We start from the raw sequence: 22,602 nt of genomic DNA on the forward strand, positions 1-22,602 counted from the left end.
AGGCCTTCCCCGTCCCCGACGTTCGAGGGGCGGGATGTCTTCGCCCCGGCGGCGGCCTGGATCGCGCGCGGCACGGAGCTTCACCATTTCGGCGCGCCCGCCGACGACCTCGTGAGGCTCGAGACCCTCCACCCGGCGTTCCGCCCGGGTACCGTCGCCCGGGTGCGGGTGCTCGTCGTGGACCGTTTCGGAAACGCGACGCTCGACCTCGCGCGGCGGGACGTCGAGCCGATTCTCTCCGCGGGGGCCCCGGCCCCGCGGATCGTCGTCGAGACGCCCGGCGGGCCGGTGATGGATCTGCTCCGCACGTACGGCGACGGCGCACCGGGCCGGCCGTTCCTCCTGTTCAACTCCGCGGGCCACCTCGAGGTCGCCGTGCGGGAGGCCCGCGCCTCGGAGAAGCTCGGCCTGACGCCGGGGAAGGAGGTGGCGGTCGCCATCCGCTGAGGCCGCGGCCGGCTCCGCAACCTCCGGGTCGGGTCAGGACCGCCCGCGTCGTCCGGTCAGAAGACCGTGTAGATGAACGGCGCCAACGCGCTTCCCGCCGTGAGAACGATGAGGAGCCCGAGCAGGAGCAGCAGAAGGACCAGCGGCAAGAGCCAGTACTTCTTCCGCTGGGTCAGAAACTCCCAGATCTCCCGTACGACGCCGAGGTAGGACAACTTCCCCCTCGTTTCCTGGCGCCCGTGCCGCTCCGCGACCGGGCGGCCGTCCTACTCCCCTTCCACCGCGTTCCGCACGGTCACGACGAAGTGCTTCTGGACGAGGGTCACCTGTCGCTCGCCGAGCAGCGGCACGAACCGGGGCGCCGAGTTCAGGTAGTCGAGCACCCGTGCGCGCTCGGGGGGCATTCGAATCGCGAGGCGGCCGAGCAGGCTCGTCCCTCCGGCGAGGCTTATCCGCACGGGGACCTCCTTCGCCCCCTTTTCGTCCGCCTCGGGCCCCAGCGCGTCGGGAGGGCATTGCACGAGGATGATCCCGGTCTTGTTGAGGAGAAGTCGGTCCTCGCCGCAGGCGAGGGGGACGAACTCCTCGGTCGGGTCGGTCAAGCGGTCGAGGATCGTCTCCGGTCCGCCGTGGGGGCCGGTCACCGACGTGAAGACGCTGCCGTCGAGGGTCCTCCCGTCGTCAAGCAGGATCCGTACCCGGGTCTCGATCTTGGGGACCTTGTAGAGATCCATGGCTTCCCCCCCCCCCGCTCCGGTGACCACCCCGCCGCGCTCTGCCGAGTGTAGCATGTGCCTCCCTTTCGAATATGGGGCTTGCCGCGTCCGTTTGGGGGCCTAGATTTTCCCGTGGGGAGCCATCGATGGCGCTGTTCGGAAGTCTCCATAGCATGCCGTTGACCGACGTGCTTCAGTGGCTCGGCACGACCCGGAAGACGGGCACGTTGTTCATCGAGCGGAACAAGGTCGTCAAGCAGATCGTGTTCCGGGAAGGGCGGGTCGCCGCCTGCTCGTCGGAGGACCCGCCGGAGCTGCTCGGGCACTACCTGGTCGGACAGGGGAAGATCACCGAGGAGGTCCTCCGACAGGCTCTCGCCCGCCAATCGGAGACGCGGGAGCACCTCGGAAAGATCCTGCTCGACATGCAGGCCCTGTCGACCGAGGACCTGAGGCGCCACCTCGCGGCCAAGGCCGAGGAGACGATCTACAGCCTGTTCGATTGGGACGAGGCGGAGTTCCGCTTCGACGAGGGGGGCGAGCCATCCCCCCACGTCTTCCCGGTCCAGCTGGAGATCGAGGACATCCTGCTCCGTGGGCTCAAACGCTTCGACGAGATGAAGCGAATCCGGACGGTGTTCAACGATCCGGGGATCGTGCTGCGGAAGACCGACCGTCAGCCGCCGGCGGAGGTGTTCAAGAACCGGACCGCGAAGGGCATCCACGAGCTGATCACCGGCGACCGGACGGTCGCGGAGATCCTCCTCCACGCGCACGCCTCCGAATTCCTCGTCACCAAGTTCCTGTTCGAGTTGTTCCGGAACGGCATGGTCGAGATCGCGGAAGTGCGGCAGGTCAGCCCCGATTTCACCCAGGGGGCGGCCTCGCGCCCCGAGGAAGCGCCGGTCGACTGCGTCGCGCAGGCCGTGGCGCAGCGCACGGAGGTCGAGAACGAGACGGCCCGATCCGCGGTACCCGAGGCCGGGCCGCCCCGGGTGTCGCCGGGGACCGAGTTGGAAGCGGCGCGGGCCCTGATGGCGCGGGGCGAATTCGAGGGCGCCCTGGACATCCTGAACGAGCTTTACCGTGCGCGCCCCAGCGACGAGTCGCTCCGCCGCCTGGTCGCGGAGGCCGAGGCGGCCTTCGTCGACAAGGCCTACCGGCATTACGTCCCCCCGAACAAGGTCCCGCTGCTCCGCTGCCCGGCGGAGTCCCTGACCGGCGAGGAGTTGTCGCCGGTCGAGTTCTTCCTGTTGAGCCGCTTCAACGGGACGTGGGACGTCCGGTCGATCATCCAGATCACCCCGATCCGTGAGGTGGACGCGCTCAGAACGCTGAAACGGATGCGGGAGAAGGGATACGTCGAGCTGCGAGACCCCAAGTGATCCGTCCCCGGTATCTCTTCCGGCGCGCTTTGCATCTCTAAAGAGTCTCGACGGTCTCGGTGGGGGCATGGGTGCCTCCAGGACCGGAGACGGGACCTGCGGGAGGCTGGCGTGCCGATTTACGAGTTCAAGTGTCGCGCATGCGGTCGCCGGTTCGAGGCCATCCGTCCGATGGGTGACAGCGGCTCGGCCCTCGAGTGCCCTGACTGCGGCGCTGGGACTCCCGAGAAGCAGCTCTCGGTCTTCGCGGCTTCGACGGGCTGGAATCGTGACGCCCGACCGGCCCGGTCGTCCTGCCGGTCAGGTTTCAGCTGAGCGAGCTGACGGGATCCCGGTCGGGCTCCCCCTCCAGAACGACCACCGCGCCGGCCACTCCCCTCTGGTGGGTCAGGGTGACGTGCGCACGCCGCACTCCCATGCGGTCCGCCCGTTCCCGGGCCGCCCCGAGGAGCTGGAGCACGGGGCGTCCGTCCTCCGTCCGGATTACTTCAACCTGCTGGAAAGTAAGGCCTTGGGACCAGCCTGTCCCCAGGGCCTTGAGACAGGCCTCCTTCGCCGCGAACCTGGCCGCGAGAGCCTGAGTCCTGTCCGCCCGCGTCGAGCAATCGGCAAGCTCCCTGGACGTGAAGACCCGGTCCTCGAATCGGCTGCCGTGTTCCCCGAGAGCCCGGACAAGTCTCGAGACCTCCAATAGGTCGAATCCGATCCCCAGGATCATCACGCCCCCGTCGCGAGCCAACTCCATCGTCGGGTCGGGCCGTCGGAATGGTATAATACGCGCGCTTCGCTGCGCTTCCAGCGTCAGGGAAGTATTTGTTGACAAAAGACTTGTCTCCCGGTTGCCCCTTGCGAGCGAGGAACATGGGCCGTTCGTCACGCGAGATTCGCCCGTGAGCCGCCCCGAGCGCGAGATCTTCGACCGGCTCGGCGCGAAGGGGCTGGTTCGCGTCTTGGACGACCTCCTCGACCCTGGGCACCTGGTCCGTCTCGCCAACGCCTGCGGGCTTCGCTATCCCGGAATGCGGACCCAGTCCCAGAAGCGGGCGCGGATCCTCGCGGACCTGGCCGAGCGCGCGGGTCGAGAGGACAACCCGCGCAAGACGATCTTCCGCACGCTTCGCAAGGAGACCGCGGAGGCCGCGAGAGCGTGGGGTGCGCTCTCCCCGGCGGAGCGGGAGAGCGAGCTCAAGGAGGACCAGGACGGTCCCGCCGGCCGAAAAGTCGGACTGCGGTTGTTCCTGTTGGCGACCGATTCCTCGGACGCGGCCGGCGACGCGGCCCTTTCGCGACTGCTGGCGCGCGAGGAGGCCCGGGCGGAGGCGGCGCTCCCCTCGGCGCCGCCGGTGGCGCGCGACCCGGAGATCGTGGCGCGAGAGGCCGCCCGCCTGAGGAAGAAGGTCGCCGAGCTCCAGAAGAAGGTCGCCTACGTGGAAGGACAGATCGCCAAGGGACGCGACTCCGAGAAGGCGCTGAAACGCGACCTCATGCAGCGCAAGGGGGAGCTGGCGGAGGCGCGGATGCTCAACGAGCAGCTCCGGCGCGAGCTGCAGGACGCGCGCGGCGCCTCGACCGACTCCCCCACCGCTCAACCGTCGCCGGCGCCGCTCGAGGCGGCCGTCGCGGAGATCGCGGGCTCGGTGCGCAAGATCGCGGCCGAGCAGCGCCGCCTCGCGCACCGGCTCGAGAAGATGTCGGAGGCGGCTCCGCCCGCCACGACGCTCTCCCCCGAGGCCCTCGGACCGGTGACGAGCGGGATCGAGGAGCTCCAGAAGGAGATCGCAGGACTGAGGCGGGAGCGACGCAAGGACCTCCAGGAGCAGGGCGGCCGCCTGGACGGTCTGACGGGCGAGGTGAGGTCCTACCGCGTCGCCGCCCAGGCGGCGGCCCCGGCCCCGAAATCCGCGCCGCGGCGCAAGGGGGACCCGGAGCGGGTCGGCGTGTTCGTCGACGTCCAGAACATGTACTACGCCGCGAGGCAGCTCAAGGGGAAGCTGGATTTCGACGCGCTGATCCAGGCCGCCGTGCGGGACCGGCGGCTGATCCAGGCGACCGCCTACGTCGTGGAGACGAAGGAGATCGACCAATCCGGCTTCATCGCGATGCTCGAGCAGCGCGCGATCGAGGTCCGCCGCAAGACCCTGAAGATCCGCTCCGACGGCTCCATGAAGGGCGACTGGGACATGGAGATGGCTCTCGACATCCTCGACGCGGCTTCCCGCCTCGACGTGGTGGTGCTCGTGTCCGGGGACGGCGACTTCACGTCCCTCGTCAACAGGGTGAAGGGCATCGGGCCGCGAGTCGAGGTGATCGGTTTCCCCCGCAACACCGCCAAGTCGCTCCTCGAAGCCGCCGACCGGTTCCAGCCGCTCGACCGGAAGTACATGATCCGGACCGGCACGGAGACACGCCCTGCCGCCGGGCCGGAGGAGCCGCTTCCGACGAGCCTCGCCCCCGAGCCCGCGCCGCGAGAGGAGCCGGCGCCGGCGGGCCACGCCCGATAACGACGCCCGTCCCGGACTCGGAGGCACGATGAGCATGTCGATCCTTCGGACCAAGCCGCTGACCCGGCTTATGGCGGACGCCAGCGATGAGCGCCACGCGCTTCGGAAGACCCTGCGCGCGTGGGACCTCGTCGCCATCGGCATCGGCTGCATCATCGGGGTCGGGATCTTCGTGCTGCCCGGCGTGCAGGCCGAGAGGAACGCGGGACCGGGGATCATGCTGTCGTTCGCCATCGCCGCGGTGGCCTGCGCCTGCTCCGCGCTCTCCTACGCCGAGCTGGCCGCGATGATCCCGATCTCCGGCTCGGCCTACACTTACGGCTACGCCACCCTGGGCGAGATCTTCGGCTGGATCATCGGCTGGGACCTCATTCTCGAGTACATGGTCGGAGCCGTCCTCGTCGCCACGGGCTGGTCCGCGTATCTCGTCAACCTCCTGGAGGTCTCGGGGATCAAGCTCCCGCACGCCCTCTGCGCGTCGCCGTGGGACAAGGTCCCGGGCGTGTTCAACCTCCCGGCCGTCGCGATCGTCGCGTTCCTGTCCTGGCTCCTCGTGCGAGGGATCAAGGAGAGCTCCAGGGTCAATCTCACCATCGTGATCGTGAAGGTCGCGGTCATCCTGCTGTTCATCGTCGTGACCGCGGGACACGTCGATCCCTCCCACTGGCGGCCGTTCGCGCCGTTCGGGTTCGCCGGGATCGTTCGCGCGGCGGGCATCGTCTTCCTCGCCTACGTCGGCTTCGACGCGGTCTCCACCACCGCAGAGGAGGCCGTGAATCCCCAACGCGACATGCCGATCGGCATCATGGGCTCCCTCGTCGTCGCGACGGTCCTCTACATGACCGTGGCCGCGATCATGACCGGAATCGTCCCCTACAAGGAGCTCGGCGTCGCGGACCCCGTGGCCTTGGTCGTCAACCGGCTGCAGATGCCCTGGGTGTCCATCGTGATCAGCATCGGCGCCATCGCCGGCATCACCAGCGTCCTCCTGGTCCTGCTCATGGGCCAGCCCAGGATCCTCTTCGCGATGTCGCGGGACGGCCTGCTTCCGCAGGGGCTCGCTCGCGTTCACCCCCGTTTCAAGACGCCCTACGTGACCACGGCTCTGACCGGGACGATCGTCGCGATCGCGGCCGCGCTGACCCCGATCGACGTCTCGGCGGAGCTGTGCTCCATCGGCACGCTCTTCGCCTTCATCATCGTGTGCGCCGGGGTGACGGTGCTGCGGGTCACGCGCCCCGACCTCTCCCGGCCGTTCCGCGTCCCCTTCTTCCCGGTCACGACCGTCGTGGGCGCACTTATGTGCCTCGGCCTGATGGCGATGCTCCCGCTGGCGACCTGGATCCGGTTCGTCGGGTGGTTCGCGGTCGGGATGCTGGTCTACGCTTTCTACGGCTACCGCCGCAGCGCCCTGGGTCCGAACGGACCCCGGGAAGCGCCGTAGCCGCGACGTCGCGCGTCAGGCGGGAGAATCGACGAACGCCGTCCCGCCGTCGGCGCCGACACGGAGGTGGCGCCGGCTCCCCTTCCACTCGGGCAGGACGAGGATCCTGCCGGGCGGAGACGGCGGCTCGGCTTCGAGGTCCTTCTCCACGTGGAAGTGGCCGAGCACCACCGCATCGTGTCCCTCGCGGAATCGGGCGGCGGCGAAGCGCCGCACCGCGTCCTCCGGGAACCGGCGGCGGTAGGCGACATTCGTGCGGGCCAGCCGCTCTCTCAGAGTCTCGGCAAGGCGGCGCCGCGCGCCGGCGGGCAGCGCGTTGAACAGGGCCCACAGCGGGCGCGAGCGCGAAACGCGGCGCCAGGCGCGGTACGCGCGGTCGTCCTCGTTCACCAGGTCGCCGTGGACGGCGAAGAAGCTCGATCCGCCGCGTCGCTCGACGAGGCCGTCGGCGGAGGCGTCGTCGAAGGCGGCCCCGACGTGGAGCGCCGCGACTCCGTAGTCCCGGTTCCCCTCGAGGTAGGCCACCGACACCCCGCGACGGCGGAGCGCCGCCAGGGCGAGGGCGACGGTCCGGTGATGGGGACCCTCCATCTCGGGCCGGCCGATCCACACCTCGAACAGGTCGCCCGCGAGCACGAGGCGCGAGGTCGTGGGAGCGATCGCCTCGACGAAGCGGCAGAACTCCACGACGGCCAGGTCCCCCGCGCCCAGGTGGACGTCGCCGACGAAGACCAGATCGTCCCCCGTCCCGCTCAACCCCCGTCCTCCGTGCCGCCGGAGAGCGCCGCGACCTCCCGCCTCAGCGTGCCGAACGTCCCCGCGGCGATCGCCTGGCGCGCCCGCGCCATCAGTCCGAGATAGTAGGCGAGGTTGTGGATCGTGTGGAGGCGGGACGCGAGGATCTCGTTGGAGAGATAGAGGTGGCGCAGGTAGGCGCGGCTGTAATGGCGGCAAGCCTCGCAGGAGCACTTCGCGTCGAGGGGGCCGCCGTCGCTCCGGTACGCCTCCCGCTTGATGTTGATCCGGCCCTCCGAGGTGAACAGCGTGCCGTTCCGGGCGTTGCGCGTGGGCATCACGCAGTCGAAGAGGTCGCATCCGGCGGCCACCGCCTCGACGAGGTCGAGGGGGCGACCGACCCCCATCAGGTACCGCGGGCGGTTCGGGGGGAGCAGGGCCGAGGTCGTCCGGGCGACCTCCGCGATCGCCTCCGGCGGCTCGCCGACGCTCACGCCACCGATGGCGTACCCCGCGAAGTCGAGTCGCAGGAGATCGGCGGCGCTCCGCTCCCGCAGGTCGCGGTACGGCCCCCCCTGGACGATCCCGAACGGGACGCCGGGGCCTCGATAGGCGCCGAGCGAGCGCTCCGCCCAGAGGGACGTGCGCACGACCGCCCGCTCCACCGCCTCCCGCTCCGCGGGGAGCGCCGGGCACTCGTCGAGGACCATCGCGACGTCCGACCCTAGGGCGGCCTGGATCTCCATGCTCTTCTCCGGGGTCAGGAGATGGAGCGAGCCGTCGAGGTGCGACCGGAACCTCACGCCCTCGTCGTCGATCCGCCGGAGCTTCGAGAGCGAGAAGACCTGGAACCCGCCGGAGTCCGTGAGGATCGGCCCGTCCCAGTGCATGAACCGGTGCAACCCGCCCAGCTCCGCGACGAGCTCGTGCCCGGGCCTCAGGTAGAGGTGGTAGGTGTTGCAGAGGACGATCTCGGCCCCGCACTCCCTCAGCTCCTCGGCTGTGACCGCCTTGACCGCGCCTTGGGTCCCTACCGGCATGAAGGCCGGTGTCGCGACGTCTCCATGAAGAGTTGACATCCGCCCGAGGCGCGCCGCCCCGTCCGTCCGTTCGAGCGCAAACGAGAAGCCGCTCAAGGAACGTCGCCGAGGTACATCGCGTCCCCGTAGGAGTAGAAGCGGTAGTCCTCGCGGACGGCCTCGGCGTACGCCCCGAGCACCCGCTCGCGGCCGGCGAACGCGGAGACCAGCATCAGTAGCGTCGAGCGCGGCAGGTGGAAGTTGGTCACCATCGCGTCCACCGCTAGGAAACGGTGCCCCGGGCGGATGAAGAGATCGCAGCGCCCCCCGCCGGGCCGCACGGCCCCGTCCGGTCCCGCTGCCGCCTCGAGCGTCCTCACCACCGTGGTCCCCACCGCGATCACGCGGCCGCCGGCGCGCCGAGTCTCGGCGACCGCTTCCGCCGTCGCGACGGGGAGATCGTACGCCTCGGCGTGCATCACGTGCTCGTCCACCTCCTCGGCGCGCACGGGGAGGAACGTCCCCGGCCCGACGTGGAGCGTGAGGCGGGCGATCCTCACTCCCCGCGCGGCGATCGTCTCGAGGAGCTCCGTGGTGAAATGCAGCCCGGCGGTCGGCGCCGCCACGGCACCGGGGCGCTTCGCGTAGACGGTCTGGTACCGCTCCCGGTCCGCCGCGCTTCGCGGGTCGGCGACGCCTCGCCTTATGTAAGGCGGGAGCGGGGTCTCTCCGAGCCGTATCAACGCCGCGGCCGGGTCGCCTCCCGGCGCCTCCAGCGCGATCTCGTACGTTTCTCCGGAGCGCCCCAAGACCCGCGCCTTGAGGCCGCCTCCGAATTCGATCATGCCCCCCGGCCGCGCCGGCTTCGACGCCTCCATCAAGCAGCGGTGGACCGGCGAAGGACCGCTTCCGCCGACCGGCTCCAGCAGCAGCACCGTCACCCTGCCGCCGGTCGACTTGGCGCCGTGGAGGCGGGCGGGCACGACCCGGGTGTCGTTGAGGACGAGGAGATCCCCAGCGTCGAGCAGCTGCGGGAGATCGAGAAACCTCCGGTGGGCGACCTGCCCCGACCGCCGGTCCACCGCCATGAGCCGAGACGCGTCGCGCCGCGGGAGCGGCTCCTGGGCGATCAGGCGCTCCGGGAGATCGTAATCGAATTCCGAGAGCCTCACCGCCCGACCATCGCGCGGAGGACGGCCAGGTTCTCGCGGTCCTCGGCGAGGTCTTCCCCTTTCGGCGTCTCGAGGACCATCGGTAGCCCTCGAAAGCGCCGGTCGGCGAGGATCAGACGGAAGGCCTCGAGCCCCACCCGTCCGCGCCCGATGTGCTCGTGGCGATCGAGGCGGCTCCCGAGACCTCCCTTCGAGTCGTTGAGGTGGAAGGCCCGGATCCGGGCAATGCCGACGCACCGGTCGAAGGCGTCGAAGGTCTCCCGGTAGGACCGCGCATCGCGGAATTCGTACCCCGCCGCCAGCGCGTGACAGGTGTCGAAGCAGACGCCGAGGCGGCTCGAGCAGGACGCGCGATCGAGGATGAGAGCGATTTCCTCGAATCTCGCGCCGAGGGTCGACCCCTGTCCGGCCGTGATCTCGAGGAGGACCTCGAACCCTCTCGCCGCTGCCGCCGGGCGGATCCCCTTGATCGGGCGCGTGCCGAAGAGCGCGTCGAGAGCCCGCGCGACGCGACGCGCCCCCGCCGCCGTCCCGGTGCCCACGTGGGCCCCCGGGTGAACCACGAGGAACGGAATCCCGAGGGTGGAGCAGCGCGCGATCTCCTCCCCGAACCCCTCGACCGAGCGCCGCCAGAGGACGTCGTCGGGCGACGCGAGGTTCACCAGGTACGAAGCGTGCGCCACCGTGTGGCGATCGAGCCCCGCCGCGCGGGCGGCGGCCCGAAACGCCTGGGGCTCCCCCGCGAGGAACGGCCTCGCCGCCCACTGGTTCGACGACTTGACGAACACCTGGAGAGCGGTGGCGCCGACGGAAACCGCCCGCTCCACCGCGAGCGGCATCCCTCCCGCGACGGACATGTGGGCGCCGAGCCTCGGGGCGCGTTCGCGTGCCGGTTTCGTCGCCGCAGCCGAGCCCATCGACGCGCTCCTATTCCGGGGCTCCTCGGAGCGCCTCCGCCACGTCCCGCACCAGGACGCGCCCCCCCCGGGCGCGGACCAAACCGAGGATCCCCAAGCGGGTCAGCGCAAAATCGTACCGCGTGGGGTCGTCGGGGTCGAGCCGCTTGAGCGCCTCGGTGACCTCCACCGCGGCTCCCCACGACGACGAGCGGCGCCGCGTCCACCCGAGCGCCCGCGCGAGCCGCTCCATGTGGACGTCGAGAGGGACCACGAGCCTCCGCGGCGAGACTCGCCTCCAGACGCCGCAGTCGAGCCCGTCCTCGGGCCGTACCATCCAGCGCAGGTAGAGGCAGTGCCGCTTGCAGGCCGACCCGTCCCGCGGGCGCGGGAGGAGCCAGCGTGCCCTCGCGCGCTCCTTCTCCGCGCCTTCCCCGCCGCTCGGTGCCGGGTCGAGAGCGTAGAGGGCGTCCGCGAACGCGTCCATCGCCGGCCCGAGGTGCGCGCTGCCGGGATCAGGATCGTGCCTCACGAAGAACGACTCGAGCGACCCGTCCGACTCCCGGGCGCGCCGGATCCATCCGAGCAGACGCGCCACCTCCCCGCCGCCGGTGAACCGGTGGCGGAAGTCTGCGAGGTGCCGGCCATCCCTGGTCGGATCGAACGATTCGAGGAAGAGGCTCGGACGTGGTCCGAGAACGCGGAGAAGCCGCTCGAGACTCGACCGGATCGACTCGACGCGGCCGTACGCGAGACTCGCCGCGAGGAGGCCCGCCAGCTCGCGATCGTCCGCGCGGTCGTAGCGCCGCACCATGCCGAGGGGATCACTGTCGAGGAAGCCCCGCTCGTACCTGCGCGCGAACGCGTCGAGGCTGGCGCGCATCGCGTCCAGATTCAGGCCGATGCGACGGCCGGGCTGCATGCGCCCATGGTAACAGCGGAGGGCGGATCCCGCGCCGCGGCGAGGGGCGAGGCGAATCAGCGCCCGCCGAGCCAGAGGATGCCGAGCGCCGCAGCGACGGCCAGCGCCGCGGCGGCAAGAACGATCCAAGGCCAGCGGCGGCGCCGCCGGGCGGCGGGACGAGCGCGGGGTCCCGCGTCGCCGAAGCTCGCCTGGAGCATCGACCCCGCCAGCACTTCGTGCCCCGCGGCGCGGCGGAACACCTCCCGGTTCACCCGCAGCACCCCTTCGTCGCGCACCCGGCCGAAGAGCGCCTTCTCGATCCTCCGGCTGCGATCGTCCGGCGGCGGATGCGCGCTCGCAAGCTCCGCAACCGACGGATGGCCTCGCTCGACCTGAGATCGGAGACGCCCGAGGTAGCGCACGACCGACCGGGGGTCGTACCCGATCGAGAGCACCGCCTCGAGGGCCCTGAGGTCCGCGTCCCTCTCGCGCCTCCGCCCGTACCCGAGGCGAACGAGGTCGAGGGCGGCTCCGGCCCACGCTTCGGGGTCGGGCGCGGCTCCGCCTCGCGACACCGCGCGGAACCCCATGCGCACCAGCTGGACCGCCGCATCTTCCGAGGCGGCGTGGGCCAACTCGTGGCCGATCACGAATGCCAGCTCCGCCTCGTCCTCGAGGAAGGCGATGGTGTCGAGGCTCAGGAGAAGCGTGCCGGAGGGCAGCGCGAGGGTCTTGAGGCCGGGCTCGTCCACCAGGACGACCCGCGCGCCCTGAGGCGCGCGCTCGATCTTCTGCGCGACCTGGCGCGCGATCCTGTCGAGGTAGGACACGAGCGGCGGAGACGTGACCAGCCTCCAGCGGCCCGAGAGCGCGGAGCGGATCTCGGATTCGGCCGCGGCGGCGATCGCCGCGTCGGGGAGCTCGACGGGGATCGAGCCGGCCCGGCAGTCCGGGCAGCGCTGTCCCGCGTGGGGAAGGATCTCGTGAGCGACGAACGGGAGCCCGCACGACTCGCACGTGAAGACCATGTCGCGAGTTTCGGCGCCAGGCGCGCTCCGTGTCCCGCACCTCGGACAGCGCGTCACCGGACGGCCTCCCAGCGTCGCCGTGGGGACCGCCGGCAGCAGGCCCTGGGGCTCTCCGCAGCGCGGACACGTCCCCGAGGAACGACCGCCGCTCGTCGGCGGCCCGCCGGTCAAGGCTTCCTGTCGTTCCATCGAAGGAGGCCTCCCGCGAGAGCGATTCCGCAAACGCAGCCCCACGCGGCGGCGGGCCAGAAGGGTCCGTCGGCGAGAGAGGCCAGCGCCGTCCCGCACACCATTCCGATCCCCGCTCCCGCCGCGAGCGCGAGGGAGACCCGCGACTCGCGCCCCGGCGATCGCCTGGAGGCGGCCTCCGCCGCCGGCTCGATCGCCGGTCCTGTCGCTCGTTCCGAGGGCCGCACCGGATCCGGCCCGGCCCCCGGTCCCTCCGCGAGAGCGTAAGGCGTCTCCGGTGAGGCCGCCAGCCGAGCGCCGGCCCGCTCGGGCGCCGAGGCGGCGGGAGGGAGCTCGTCCGCCACGATCCAGTAGGTCATCGCCTGGCGCGGCTCTCCCGCCTCGGCTCGGAGCGCGGTTCGCGCGAGGCTGGGTTCGAGCGACGGATCGTCCATTCCGATGGCGAGATCATGGGCCGGTCGCGCGACCGGCTGCGGAGCCCGTCGCGTCGGCGCGACGGCCGGGACCTCGCGCCGCTCGGCGTTCGGCACGGCCTGCGCATCGTGGGTTCCGCCGTCGACCCGGTAGGTGCGGCCGCCCAGGAGAGGGAACGTGAACGAGCATCGGGAGCAGCGCGCGCTTCGGGTCGACGGTCGCTCCTCCGCGGCGTGGCGGTAGGGCGTGCCGCAGGATGGGCAGATCACGATCACGCGCTGACCCCCTCACCGGCGCCGGATCGACCGGGCCGCCGGAAGCAAAAGCTAGGTTCGCCGCAATCGCGGGTCAAGTCGAGAGGGAGGGGCGAAAGCTCGAGGGAGACGACGCTCGTGCGCCGCGAGGCGAGGCTCAGGCTCGGACGCCGCCGTAGGTCCGGGCGATCTCGCGCCAGGCGAGGAGCGAGTTCTCGATGGTCCGGTCCGGAACGGTGAGCGAGATCCGGAAGTACCCCGCCCGACCGAAGCCGATCCCCGGCACCACCAGCACGTTCCGCTTGACGCATTCCTCGACGAACTCCCGGTCGTCGGGCACGGGGCTCTTGGGGAACATGTAGAACGCCCCCCGCGGCTTGACGATGTCGAAGCCCATCCCCGTCAGCGCTTCGTACAGGACGTTCCGCCGCCGCTCGTACACGCGAGGGTCGATGCCGTCCCTGAGGCAGTCCTTGACCGCCAGCTGCATCAGGGCCGGGGCGTTCACGAACCCGAGGACCCGGATCGCGAAGACCATGCCCGCCAGGAGCTTCTCCGCGGAGTCCGCGCCGGGGTGGACCGCGATGTGACCGATCCGCTCCCCCGCGAGCCCGAGGTCCTTGCTGTGCGAGTAGACCACGATCGAGTGCTCGTAGATCGGGAAGACGTGCGGGTACACCGCGCCGTCGAACAGGATCTTCTTGTAAGGGTCGTCGCTGATCAGATAGATCGGCTGCCCGAAGCGCGCCGACTTCTCCCGGAGGAGATCCGCGACCCGGCGCAGCGACGCCTCCGCGTACACCACGCCGGTGGGGTTGTTGGGCGAATTGACGATGACGGCCCGGGTCCTGGGACCGATCCTCGCGTCGAGACTCTCGAGGTCGAAGTCGAACGTCTCCCCCGTTTCGGCGACCACCGGAACCCCGCCGTGGTTGTCGATGTAGAACAGGTATTCGACGAAGTACGGCGAGAAGACCACGACCTCGTCGCCGGCGTCGAGGATCGTCTTGAGCACCACGTTGAGACCGCCGCCCGCTCCGACGCAGAGGATCACGTGGTCGGCCGGGACGTCGACGCCGGACTCCTCCGACACCCAGCGCGCCACCGCCTCTCGGGCCTCCGGAAAGCCCGCATTCGGCATGTAGCCGTGCATGTGTTTCGCTGGGTGCTCGACGAGGTGCCGGAGTCGGCGCTGGAAGGCCTCCGGCGGGTCGAGGTCCGGATTGCCGAGGGTGAAGTCGAACACGCTGTCGGCGCCGAACTGCTTCCGCAGACGGAGCCCTTCCTCGAACATCTTCCGGATCCAGGAAGACTCCTCCATCTGCCGCGCGATCTTGGACGAAACGGGCATGGGTGGACCTCCGCCGGCGAGCGTGGCCTCGCACTATAGCATGGGCCTGCGGCGAGCGACGCTCGCCACGGGCCGAAATGGAGCGGTTTTAGGGCTCTATGGTATATTCCCGGCTTCCCCGAACGCCGGGCGGGCTCCGGGGTGCGGGCCGTCCGCTCGAGGTGCAAGAGGAGCGCATCGATGAAGGTTTTCGACACCGCGGACCTTCGCAACATCGCGTTGATCGGCCACGGCGATTCGGGCAAGACCACCCTCGCGTCGGGGATGCTCTTTGTCGCGGGCGCCGTGAGCCGGTTCGGGCACGTCGAAGACGGCACGACGGTCACGGACTTCGACGACGAGGAGATCGAGAGGAAGATCTCGCTCCAGACCGCCCTCGCGCACCTCGAATGGCGCGACAAGAAGGTGAACCTCCTCGACACGCCGGGGTACGCAGCGTTCGTGGCGGACGCCAAGTCCGCGCTGTCCGTCGCCGACGCCGCGCTCCTCCTCGTCGAGGGCGTTGCGGGGGTCCAGGTGATCACCGAGCGCACGTTCAAGTTCGCCCAGGAGGCGGGCGTGCCGGTGGTGATGGTGGTGAACAAGCTCGACCGCGAGCGCGCCTCTTTCGAGAGGACCCTCGAGTCCATCCAAGGGCGATTCGGCCGGTCCGCGGTACCGATCCAGTTCCCCATCGGCGAGGAGCTGGCCTTCGAGGGGGTCGTGGACCTGGTGTCGATGAAGGCCTGGACGTTCCCGAAGGACGACTCGGGCAAGGGATCCTCCGGGGACGTGCCTCCCCCGATGGTGGAGCGAGCGAAGGAGCTGAGATCGAAGCTGGTGGAGATGGTCGCGGAGAGCGACGACACGCTCATGGAGACCTTCTTCGAGACGGGAGATCTGAGGGACGAGCAACTTCGCGCGGGGCTCCGCAAGGCGATCCTCGAGCGGAAGATTGTCCCGGTGACCTGCGCGAGCGGGCTCCATGCCGTCGGCGCGTCGTGCCTTCTCGACCTCGCGGTGGACCTCCTTCCCGCGCCGGGGGAGCGAGGCGACGCGGTCGGGACGAATCCTGCGGACGGCTCGGAGGTGCGGCGGCCCATCTCCTCCGCGGGGCCGGTCTCCGCGTTCGTGTTCAAGACCATCGCCGACCCGTACGCCGGTCGGCTCTCACTGTTCCGCGTGGTAACGGGGGTCCTGAAGGGCGACTCGTCGGTCGTGAACGTCAAGGAGGGCGCCGCCGAGCGCCTCGGCGCGGTCTCGATCCTCCAGGGGAAGCAGCTCGTGTCGGTCCCCGAGCTCAGGGCGGGAGATCTCGGCGTCGTCGCGAAGCTCAAGGAGACGCGCACGGGCGACACGCTCGCCGATCCCGCACACCCCATCCAGTACCCGGCGGTGGCGTTCCCCGCTCCGTCGATCTCGTTCGCCCTCGAGCCGAAGTCCAAGGGGGACGAAGAGAAGATCTCCACGGCCCTCGCGCGGCTCATGGAGGAGGACCCGGTCCTGAGGGTGGGCCGGGACCCGCGCACCCACGAGACCCTCGTCTCCGGGAGCGGGCAGGTCCACGTCGAGGTCGCCGTCGCCAAGATGAAGAAGAAGTTCGGCGTCGAGGCGCTCCTGAAGCAGCCGAAGGTCCCGTACCTCGAGACCATCAAGAGGAAGGTCGGGCCGGTGCAGGGGCGGCACAAGAAGCAGACCGGGGGCCGCGGGCAGTTCGGCGACTGCTGGATCGAGATGGAGCCGCTCCCTCGGGGTACCGGCTTCGAGTTCGTGGACAAGATCTTCGGCGGGTCGATTCCGCAGAACTTCCGGCCGGCGGTCGAGAAGGGGGTCGTGGACGCCGCGTCGCGGGGTTGGCTGGCCGGCTGCCAGGTGGTGGACTTCCGGGTGACCTTGACGGACGGGTCGTACCACACGGTGGACTCTTCCGAGATCGCGTTCAAGATCGCGGGATCCCTCGCGTTCAAGGCGGCGATGGAGGAGGCTCGGCCGACCATCCTCGAGCCGATCTACTCGGTGGAGATCGTGGCCCCCGAGGAGTACATGGGCGACATCATGGGCGACCTGTCGTCCCGGCGCGGGAAGCCGCAGGGGATGGACGCCGAGGGCCACGACCAGGTGATCCGCGCCCAGGTCCCGCTCTCCGAGATCCTGACGTACGCCTCCACGCTGAAGTCCATCACGTCGGACCGGGGGACCTACGCCATGGAGTTCGACCACTACGAGGAGGCTCCCGCGCACGTCCAGGAGAAGATCATCGCCGAAGCGGCGAAGGCGAAGCAGGAAGAAGCGGAGAAGTGAGACGGCCGTGGTGCGGGATTTCGTCTACGTCGAGGAACTCGAGGCCCACGTCGGCGAGCGGGTCATCCTTAAGGGCTGGCTCTACCACAAGCGATCCTCGGGGAAGCTCAAGTTCCTGGTCCTGCGCGATGGCACCGGTTTCCTCCAGTGCGTCGCGTTCGCGCGGGACGTTCCGCCCGAGCTGTTCGAGCGTTGCGATCGCCTGCCTCTCGAGTCCTCCATCCGCGTGACCGGAACGGTGCGCCGGGACGAGCGGGCGCCGGGGGGATTCGAGCTGGGGCTCGAGGAGCTCGAGGCGATCCACGAGGCCGCGGACTACCCGATCCAGCCCAAGGAGCACGGCGTCGAGTTCCTCTTCGACCACCGCCACCTCTACCTGAGGTCGCGAACGCCCATGGCGGTCCTCAAGGTCCGGAGCGAGGTGGTCCAGGCCTGCCGGGACTTCTTCTACGAGCGGCGGTTCGTCCTGATCGACTCCCCCATCCTGACCCCCGCCGCCTGCGAGGGGACCACCACGCTGTTCGAGACGGACTACTTCGGGCGGAGCGCCTACCTCACGCAGTCCGGCCAGCTCTACGTCGAGCCGGCCTGCATGGCGTTCGGGCGGGTCTACTGCTTCGGCCCCACGTTCCGCGCGGAAAAGTCCAAGACGCGCCGGCATCTGACCGAGTTCTGGATGATCGAGCCCGAGGTGGCGTTCATGGACCTCGACGGCCTCCTCGAGCTGGCCGAGGAGTTCGTCTCGTACCTCGTGGGACGCGCCCTCGAACGGTGCCGCGAGGAGCTCCTGTTCCTCGAGCGGGACACCTCGCCGCTTAAGAGGGTCGCCCCGCCCTTCCCCCGGATCACCTACGACGAGGCGTCGGCCCTTCTCGCGCGCCCCGAGGCGCGGGCGCGGATGGCGGAGGCGTCCGCACCGGCCTTCGCGCACGGCAGCGATTTCGGGGCCCTCGACGAGACCATCGTCACCGAGGCGTTCGACCGCCCCGTGATGGTCACCCACTGGCCGACCGCGATCAAGGCGTTCTACATGCAGCCGGACGCCGCCGATCCGACGAAGGCCCTCTGCGTCGACGTGCTGGCCCCCGAGGGGTACGGCGAGATCATCGGCGGCTCCCAGCGCATCCACGACCACGATCTACTCCTCTCGCGGATACGGGAGCACGGCCTGCCGGTCGAGGCGTTCCAGTGGTACCTCGACATCCGCAAGTACGGGACGGTCCCGCACTCCGGCTTCGGGATGGGGATCGAGCGGTTCGTCAGCTGGATCTGCGGGATCCCGCACCTCCGCGAGGCGATCCCCTACCCCCGCCAGATCCACCGGCTCTATCCGTGAAGGCGTCCCGGTCCTCCGGAGGGGCCCCGGTCCTCGTCGGGATCGTGAGCCTCGGCTGCGCCAAGAACCTGGTGGACACCGAGGTCATGCTCGGACACCTCGAGCGAGCGGGCGCCTCGTTCGTGCAGGACCCCGCCGAGGCGGAGGTCCTCGTGGTCAACACCTGCGGGTTCATCGAAGCCGCCCGCGAGGAGTCGATCCGGGCGATCCTCGAGGCGGCGGAGCACAAGGTCACGGGACGCCTGAAGCGCCTCGTCGTCGCGGGCTGCCTCGTCCAGCGCTACCCGAGGGAGATGCGGGAGAGCCTTCCCGAGGTGGACGACTGGATCGGGCTCGACGAGCTCGACCAGGTGGTCCGGGCCGTGGCGAGCGGGAGGCGAGAGGCCCTCGGCGCCCCGGCCGTCGCTGTGCCCTCCGCCTACCTCTACGATCACGCCACGCCGCGCCGTCTGGCCACGCCGCCCTGGACCGCGTTCGTGAAGATCGCCGAGGGATGCGACCACACGTGCTCGTTCTGCGCCATTCCCTCGTTCCGCGGCGCGTTCCGTTCGCGCCCGATCGACGACATCGTCCTCGAGGCGGAGGCGCTCGCCCGCTCCGGCGTTCGCGAGATCGGCCTGATCTCGCAGGACACCAGCGACTACGGCCGCGACCTCGGTCAGAGGGACGGCCTCCCCCGGCTGCTCGAGAGGCTCGACGCGGTTGGGGAGCTCCGTTGGATTCGCCTGCACTATCTCTATCCGAACAGCGTGACGCCGCTGCTCGTCGACGCCATGGCCCGGCTCGAGAAGGTCGTCGAGTACGTCGACCTCCCGCTGCAGCACGCGCATCCCGCGATGCTCCGCCGAATGCGCCGCGGCGGCAGCGCCGAAGGACACCTGGCGCTCGTCGAACGATTTCGCGCCGCCATGCCCGGCGCCGCTCTGAGAACCACCCTCATCGTCGGCTTTCCCGGCGAGACCGAGGAGGAGTTCGGGGCGCTGCTCGCCTTCGTCGCCGAAGCGCGATTCGACCATCTCGGGGCGTTCACGTACTCGCACGAGGACGGGACCCGGGCGTTCGCGCTCGATGACGACGTCCCTCCCGAGGCGAAAGAGGAGCGTCGCGAGCGGCTGATGGTGTTGCAGCAGGGGATCGCGTTCCGCCGCAACGAGGGGAGGATCGGCTCGCGGGTCGAGCTGCTCGTCGAAGGGGTCCACCCCGAGACGGAGCATCTCCTCGTGGGGCGGACCCGCGGCCAGGCGCTGGACGTCGACGGCCAGGTCCTGGTGAACGACGGGGCGGCGCCCGCGGGGACGTTCGCGACCGCGGAGATCTCCGATACCGCGGGGTACGATCTCGTCGCCAGGATCGTCGATGCTCCCTGACGCGAGCGAACGCGAGGGTCGGGTCTCCACGCTTCGCGTCCGGATCGCGACGGCCTTCGGCATCGGTCGGGCGCCGCTTTTCCCCGGGACCTGGGGATCGCTCCCGGGGGTCGCGCTCGCGTGGGGGCTAAGCGTCGCGGGCGGGCCCTGGGCGGTCGTTGCGGCGATCGTCGTCGTCACCGCGGTGGGAACCTGGGCCGCGGACGGCGCCGCCCGCCATTTCCGGCATCCCGACCCCTCCCCGGTGGTGGTGGACGAGATCGCCGGGCAGATGCTCTCGCTGGCCTTCGTCCCGCCGACCTGGCAGGTGCTGGTCGCCGGCTTCTTCTTCTTCCGAGTTTTCGATATCCTCAAGCCGTTCCCCGCGGGCGCCCTGGAGCGGCTCCCGGGAGGCGCGGGCATCATGGCGGACGACCTCGCCGCCGCGATCTACGCCAATCTCGTGCTCCAGGCGGCAATCCATTTCGCCCCGCGGGCGATGGGGACCGCATGACCGTCTGGAACGGCATGGACGCCTTCCCCCGCGACGCCGCGCCCGTCGTGGCGACCATCGGGAACTACGACGGCGTGCACCTCGGCCACCGCGCGATCCTCGAGAGCGTGGTCGCCGCGGCGAGGCGGCGCGGGCTCCCTTCGCTCGTGGTGACGTTCGACCCCCACCCCCTTGCGATCGTGGCCCCTTCCCGCCGGCCGCGGCTCCTCCAGACGCGCCGGCAGAAGCTCGACTCGCTGGACGGGTGCGGGATCGGCGGCGTGCTGATCCTGAGGTTCGACGCGACCTTCGCCGCGATGACCGGAGAGGAGTTCTTCCGGACGTTTCTGAGGGGCCGCGTGACCCCGGCGGCGATTCACGTGGGCGCGAGCTTCCGGTTCGGGCACGACCGCGCCGGGGACGTGGACCTCCTCTGCCGCATCGGCTCCGAGATGGGGTTCGAGGTGGTCGGCGTGCCGCAGGTCGCGGTGAGCGGCGAGATCGTCTCCTCCTCCGCGGTCCGTCGCATCGTCGAGGACGGGGACGTGGAGCGCGCCGCGCGGATGCTGGGCCGTCCGTTCGCGCTCGCCGGCGAGGTGGTGGCCGGGGACGGGCGCGGCCGGATGCTCGATTTCCCCACGGCGAACCTCGACGTCGAGAACGAGATGGTCCCCCACCGCGGCGTGTACGTCACCGAGTCGTCGGTCCTGTCGTCCAGGAACCCGTCGGTGACCAACGTGGGCGTGCGCCCGACGTTCGGCGGCGAGACGCTGGTGGTGGAGACGCACCTCATCGACTTCGACGAGGACCTCCTGGGCGAGCGGATGGAGGTCCGCTTCCTCGCCCGCCTGAGGGACGAGAAGCGCTTCTCGGGCGGCGACGAGCTGGCGGACCAGATCGCGAGGGATCGCGCCGCCGCGGTGGCGTACTTCCAGGGCCGCGACACCGCCTGGCCATGAGCGGCCTCTTCATCACGTTCGAAGGGGTCGAAGGCTCGGGCAAGAGCACGCAGCTCGCGAGGATCGCGCGGCGGCTCGCGGGCGCCGGGAGGGACGTCGTCGCGACGCGCGAGCCGGGCGGGACCGCGCTCGGCCGGCGGCTTCGCGGCGTGCTGCTCGAGCGGGACGGGGCGCCGATCGGGCCCCGAGTCGAGCTCCTCCTCTACGTCGCCGACCGCGCTCAGCACGTGGCCGAGGTGATCGCGCCCGCCCTGCGCCGAGGAGCCGTCGTGCTCTCTGACCGGTTCCTCGACGCGACGATCGCCTATCAGGGATACGGGCGCGGGCTCGGCCGGGAGGCGGTGCTCGCGCTCCACCGGGAGAGCCCTCTTAACCTCCGTCCCGACCGAACGGTCCTCCTCGACCTCGACCCGGTCTCGGGCCTCGGCCGAGCGCGGTCCCGCAACGAGGCGGATGGGACCGACCTTGCGGAGGGGCGGTTCGAGAGCGAGGAGGTTGCGTTCCACCGGGCCGTCCGCCGAGGTTATCTCGCGCTCGCCTCGGAGGAGCCAGGGCGGATCCGCCTCGTCGACGCGGTCGGACCCGAGGACGCCGTCGAGGAGCGGGTCCGGGCGGCGCTCTCGGACCTCCTCCCCTCTCTGCGGGATCCCGTGCCGTGAGCTTTCGCGAGATCCTCGGACAGCGCGCGGCGATCGACTTGCTCCGCCGGGTCTTCGCGTCCGGACGCCTTCCCCACGCCCTGCTGTTCCAGGGGCCCGCCGGCGTGGGCAAGGCGCTCGCGGCCCGCGCCCTGGCGGCGGCGCTCCAGTGCCGCGAGGGCGGGCCCGACGCGTGCGGGACCTGTCCGCCCTGCGTCAAGCTCGCCCAGGGCAACCATCCCGACTTCCTGTGGTTCACGCGCCTCCCGAAGAAGGAGGCGGCGTCCCGGGGCGAGGAGCCCGGGGAGGCCGGCGCCGACGACACCGAAGACCTACGCTCCGACCTCAAGCGGGACATCACCATCGAGCAGATCCGCGATCTCGCGGACCACGCGTCGTACGCGCCTCGCGAGGGGAGGCGCCGCGTCTTCGCCATCGACCCCGCGGACCGGATGAACCTGAGCGCGCAGAACGCGCTGCTCAAGACCCTCGAGGAGCCGCCGGGAAGCTCGTTGCTCGTGCTCGTCACGTCGCGGCCGCAGGTGCTCCTTCCGACGGTGAGGTCGCGATGCTTCGTGGTCCGCTTCGCCGCGATGCCCACCGACGCCCTCGCCGCCGCCCTGGAGTCGCGCGGCGTCCCCCACGCCGAGGCCCTCGCCCGGGCCGCGCTCTCCGAGGGAAGGCCGCGGATCGCCGCGGCCCTCGACGTCGAAGCGCGCCGGGCGCGGCGGGAGGAGATCCTCTCCGCGATCGAGACCGTGGCCGCCCGCGGGAGGGGCCTCGCGAAGCTCCCCGCCCTGGCGTCGAAGCTCGCGGGCCGGGACGAGGAGTCGCTGATCGAAGGGCTGGACCTCGTCGAGGCGCTCCTTCGGGACGCGGAGCGCGCGGCGCTCGAGTTGCCGGCGGGCTCGCTCGTCCACGCCGACCTCCACGAGAGGTTGTCGTCGCTGGGCCGCGACATCGGTCCGGAGCGCGCGGCGGAGATCATTCGATTCGCGGACCGCGTGCGCGACGACCTGCGCTTCAGCCTGAACAAGACGCTGGTGGCCGAGGCCCTCCTTGCGGCCATCGCCGGGGCGCCGGTGCCGTATTAGG

At 70.6% G+C, this 22,602-nt stretch carries 23 protein-coding genes; 12 read left to right on the forward strand and 11 right to left on the reverse strand.

Annotated elements, in window-relative coordinates:
* Positions 1 to 447: SAM-dependent chlorinase/fluorinase (locus LAO51_07700; GenBank protein MBZ5638626.1), on the forward strand; the 447-nt coding region annotated here is incomplete at its 5' end.
* 56 nt (positions 448 to 503) lie between these two features.
* Here the strand turns inward: LAO51_07700 and LAO51_07705 are convergent.
* Both LAO51_07705 and LAO51_07710 read right to left on the reverse strand, forming a co-directional pair.
* Positions 504 to 662: a DUF5989 family protein gene (locus LAO51_07705; protein ID MBZ5638627.1), complete on the reverse strand. Its 159-nt coding sequence runs from the start codon at positions 660 to 662 to the stop codon at positions 504 to 506.
* Between the two features lie 51 nt (positions 663 to 713).
* A complete protein-coding gene (locus tag LAO51_07710) occupies positions 714 to 1,238 on the reverse strand; it encodes a hypothetical protein (GenBank protein ID MBZ5638628.1) in 525 nt (174 codons plus the stop codon).
* 98 nt (positions 1,239 to 1,336) lie between these two features.
* On the opposite strand from LAO51_07710, the gene LAO51_07715 reads away from it, so the two are divergent.
* Together LAO51_07715 and LAO51_07720 are read left to right on the forward strand one after the other, a co-directional pair.
* Positions 1,337 to 2,548 carry a DUF4388 domain-containing protein gene (locus LAO51_07715; GenBank protein ID MBZ5638629.1) on the forward strand — a complete coding sequence of 404 codons (1,212 nt, stop codon included), beginning with the start codon at positions 1,337 to 1,339 and terminating at the stop codon, positions 2,546 to 2,548.
* Between the two features lie 111 nt (positions 2,549 to 2,659).
* The gene (locus LAO51_07720; protein ID MBZ5638630.1) at positions 2,660 to 2,863 is read left to right on the forward strand and encodes a zinc ribbon domain-containing protein; all 204 of its coding nucleotides are present in this window, start codon (positions 2,660 to 2,662) and stop codon (positions 2,861 to 2,863) included.
* Here LAO51_07720 and LAO51_07725 read toward each other — a convergent pair.
* Entirely contained in the window at positions 2,856 to 3,266 is a 411-nt protein-coding gene (locus LAO51_07725) for a holo-ACP synthase (protein MBZ5638631.1), read from the reverse strand. The two genes, LAO51_07720 and LAO51_07725, sit on opposite strands and share 8 nt — an antisense overlap.
* Before the next feature lie 970 nt (positions 3,267 to 4,236).
* Between LAO51_07725 and LAO51_07730 the strand changes: the two genes are divergently transcribed.
* Positions 4,237 to 5,049, forward strand: a complete 813-nt coding sequence (locus LAO51_07730; protein ID MBZ5638632.1) for an NYN domain-containing protein — start codon at positions 4,237 to 4,239, stop codon at positions 5,047 to 5,049.
* A gap of 28 nt (positions 5,050 to 5,077) precedes the next feature.
* Complete coding sequence (locus LAO51_07735; GenBank protein ID MBZ5638633.1) at positions 5,078 to 6,493, forward strand: amino acid permease; 1,416 nt, start codon at positions 5,078 to 5,080, stop codon at positions 6,491 to 6,493.
* A 15-nt stretch (positions 6,494 to 6,508) separates the two neighbouring features.
* Here the strand turns inward: LAO51_07735 and LAO51_07740 are convergent, their stop codons facing one another.
* The 8 genes from LAO51_07740 to LAO51_07775 form a co-directional block, all read right to left on the reverse strand.
* Positions 6,509 to 7,249 (reverse strand): hypothetical protein, encoded by a 741-nt coding sequence (locus LAO51_07740; GenBank protein ID MBZ5638634.1) that lies wholly within the window; start codon positions 7,247 to 7,249, stop codon positions 6,509 to 6,511.
* Entirely contained in the window at positions 7,246 to 8,364 is a 1,119-nt protein-coding gene (gene tgt / locus LAO51_07745) for a tRNA guanosine(34) transglycosylase Tgt (GenBank protein ID MBZ5638635.1), read from the reverse strand. The genes LAO51_07740 and tgt overlap by 4 nt, the downstream gene beginning before the upstream one ends.
* Positions 8,361 to 9,419: a tRNA preQ1(34) S-adenosylmethionine ribosyltransferase-isomerase QueA gene (queA, locus tag LAO51_07750; protein ID MBZ5638636.1), complete on the reverse strand. Its 1,059-nt coding sequence runs from the start codon at positions 9,417 to 9,419 to the stop codon at positions 8,361 to 8,363. Before queA ends, tgt begins: the two co-directional genes overlap by 4 nt.
* On the reverse strand, positions 9,416 to 10,336 hold the full coding sequence (locus LAO51_07755) for a deoxyribonuclease IV (GenBank protein MBZ5638637.1): 921 nt from the start codon (positions 10,334 to 10,336) through the stop codon (positions 9,416 to 9,418). The genes queA and LAO51_07755 overlap by 4 nt, the downstream gene beginning before the upstream one ends.
* 10 nt (positions 10,337 to 10,346) lie before the next feature.
* Positions 10,347 to 11,237: a TIGR02757 family protein gene (locus tag LAO51_07760; protein ID MBZ5638638.1), complete on the reverse strand. Its 891-nt coding sequence runs from the start codon at positions 11,235 to 11,237 to the stop codon at positions 10,347 to 10,349.
* Between the two features lie 56 nt (positions 11,238 to 11,293).
* Positions 11,294 to 12,247 carry a M48 family metallopeptidase gene (locus tag LAO51_07765; protein MBZ5638639.1) on the reverse strand — a complete coding sequence of 318 codons (954 nt, stop codon included), beginning with the start codon at positions 12,245 to 12,247 and terminating at the stop codon, positions 11,294 to 11,296.
* A gap of 167 nt (positions 12,248 to 12,414) precedes the next feature.
* Positions 12,415 to 13,125: a zinc-ribbon domain-containing protein gene (locus LAO51_07770; protein MBZ5638640.1), complete on the reverse strand. Its 711-nt coding sequence runs from the start codon at positions 13,123 to 13,125 to the stop codon at positions 12,415 to 12,417.
* Positions 13,126 to 13,261: 136 nt separating this feature from the next.
* The gene (locus LAO51_07775) at positions 13,262 to 14,455 is read right to left on the reverse strand and encodes a pyridoxal phosphate-dependent aminotransferase (GenBank protein MBZ5638641.1); all 1,194 of its coding nucleotides are present in this window, start codon (positions 14,453 to 14,455) and stop codon (positions 13,262 to 13,264) included.
* 180 nt (positions 14,456 to 14,635) lie between these two features.
* Here LAO51_07775 and fusA point away from each other — a divergent pair, with 180 nt between their 5' ends.
* Genes fusA through holB form a run of 7 tightly spaced genes read left to right on the forward strand, consistent with a single transcriptional unit; the run spans position 14,636 to position 22,601 of the window.
* Positions 14,636 to 16,735 carry an elongation factor G gene (fusA, locus tag LAO51_07780; GenBank protein ID MBZ5638642.1) on the forward strand — a complete coding sequence of 700 codons (2,100 nt, stop codon included), beginning with the start codon at positions 14,636 to 14,638 and terminating at the stop codon, positions 16,733 to 16,735.
* Between the two features lie 7 nt (positions 16,736 to 16,742).
* The gene (asnS, locus tag LAO51_07785; GenBank protein ID MBZ5638643.1) at positions 16,743 to 18,071 is read left to right on the forward strand and encodes an asparagine--tRNA ligase; all 1,329 of its coding nucleotides are present in this window, start codon (positions 16,743 to 16,745) and stop codon (positions 18,069 to 18,071) included.
* Positions 18,068 to 19,438, forward strand: coding sequence for a 30S ribosomal protein S12 methylthiotransferase RimO (rimO, locus tag LAO51_07790; GenBank protein MBZ5638644.1), 1,371 nt, complete (start codon positions 18,068 to 18,070; stop codon positions 19,436 to 19,438). The genes asnS and rimO overlap by 4 nt, the downstream gene beginning before the upstream one ends.
* The gene (locus tag LAO51_07795) at positions 19,428 to 19,931 is read left to right on the forward strand and encodes a phosphatidylglycerophosphatase A (protein MBZ5638645.1); all 504 of its coding nucleotides are present in this window, start codon (positions 19,428 to 19,430) and stop codon (positions 19,929 to 19,931) included. The genes rimO and LAO51_07795 overlap by 11 nt, the downstream gene beginning before the upstream one ends.
* Complete coding sequence (locus LAO51_07800) at positions 19,928 to 20,869, forward strand: bifunctional riboflavin kinase/FAD synthetase (protein MBZ5638646.1); 942 nt, start codon at positions 19,928 to 19,930, stop codon at positions 20,867 to 20,869. Before LAO51_07795 ends, LAO51_07800 begins: the two co-directional genes overlap by 4 nt.
* Entirely contained in the window at positions 20,866 to 21,528 is a 663-nt protein-coding gene (tmk, locus tag LAO51_07805; protein ID MBZ5638647.1) for a dTMP kinase, read from the forward strand. Before LAO51_07800 ends, tmk begins: the two co-directional genes overlap by 4 nt.
* Positions 21,525 to 22,601 (forward strand): DNA polymerase III subunit delta', encoded by a 1,077-nt coding sequence (gene holB, locus LAO51_07810; GenBank protein ID MBZ5638648.1) that lies wholly within the window; start codon positions 21,525 to 21,527, stop codon positions 22,599 to 22,601. The genes tmk and holB overlap by 4 nt, the downstream gene beginning before the upstream one ends.
* The last annotated feature ends 1 nt before the right edge of the window (position 22,602 follow it).

This window comes from Terriglobia bacterium, from assembly GCA_020073205.1.
Classification (GTDB): Bacteria; Acidobacteriota; Polarisedimenticolia; order Polarisedimenticolales; family JAIQFR01; genus JAIQFR01.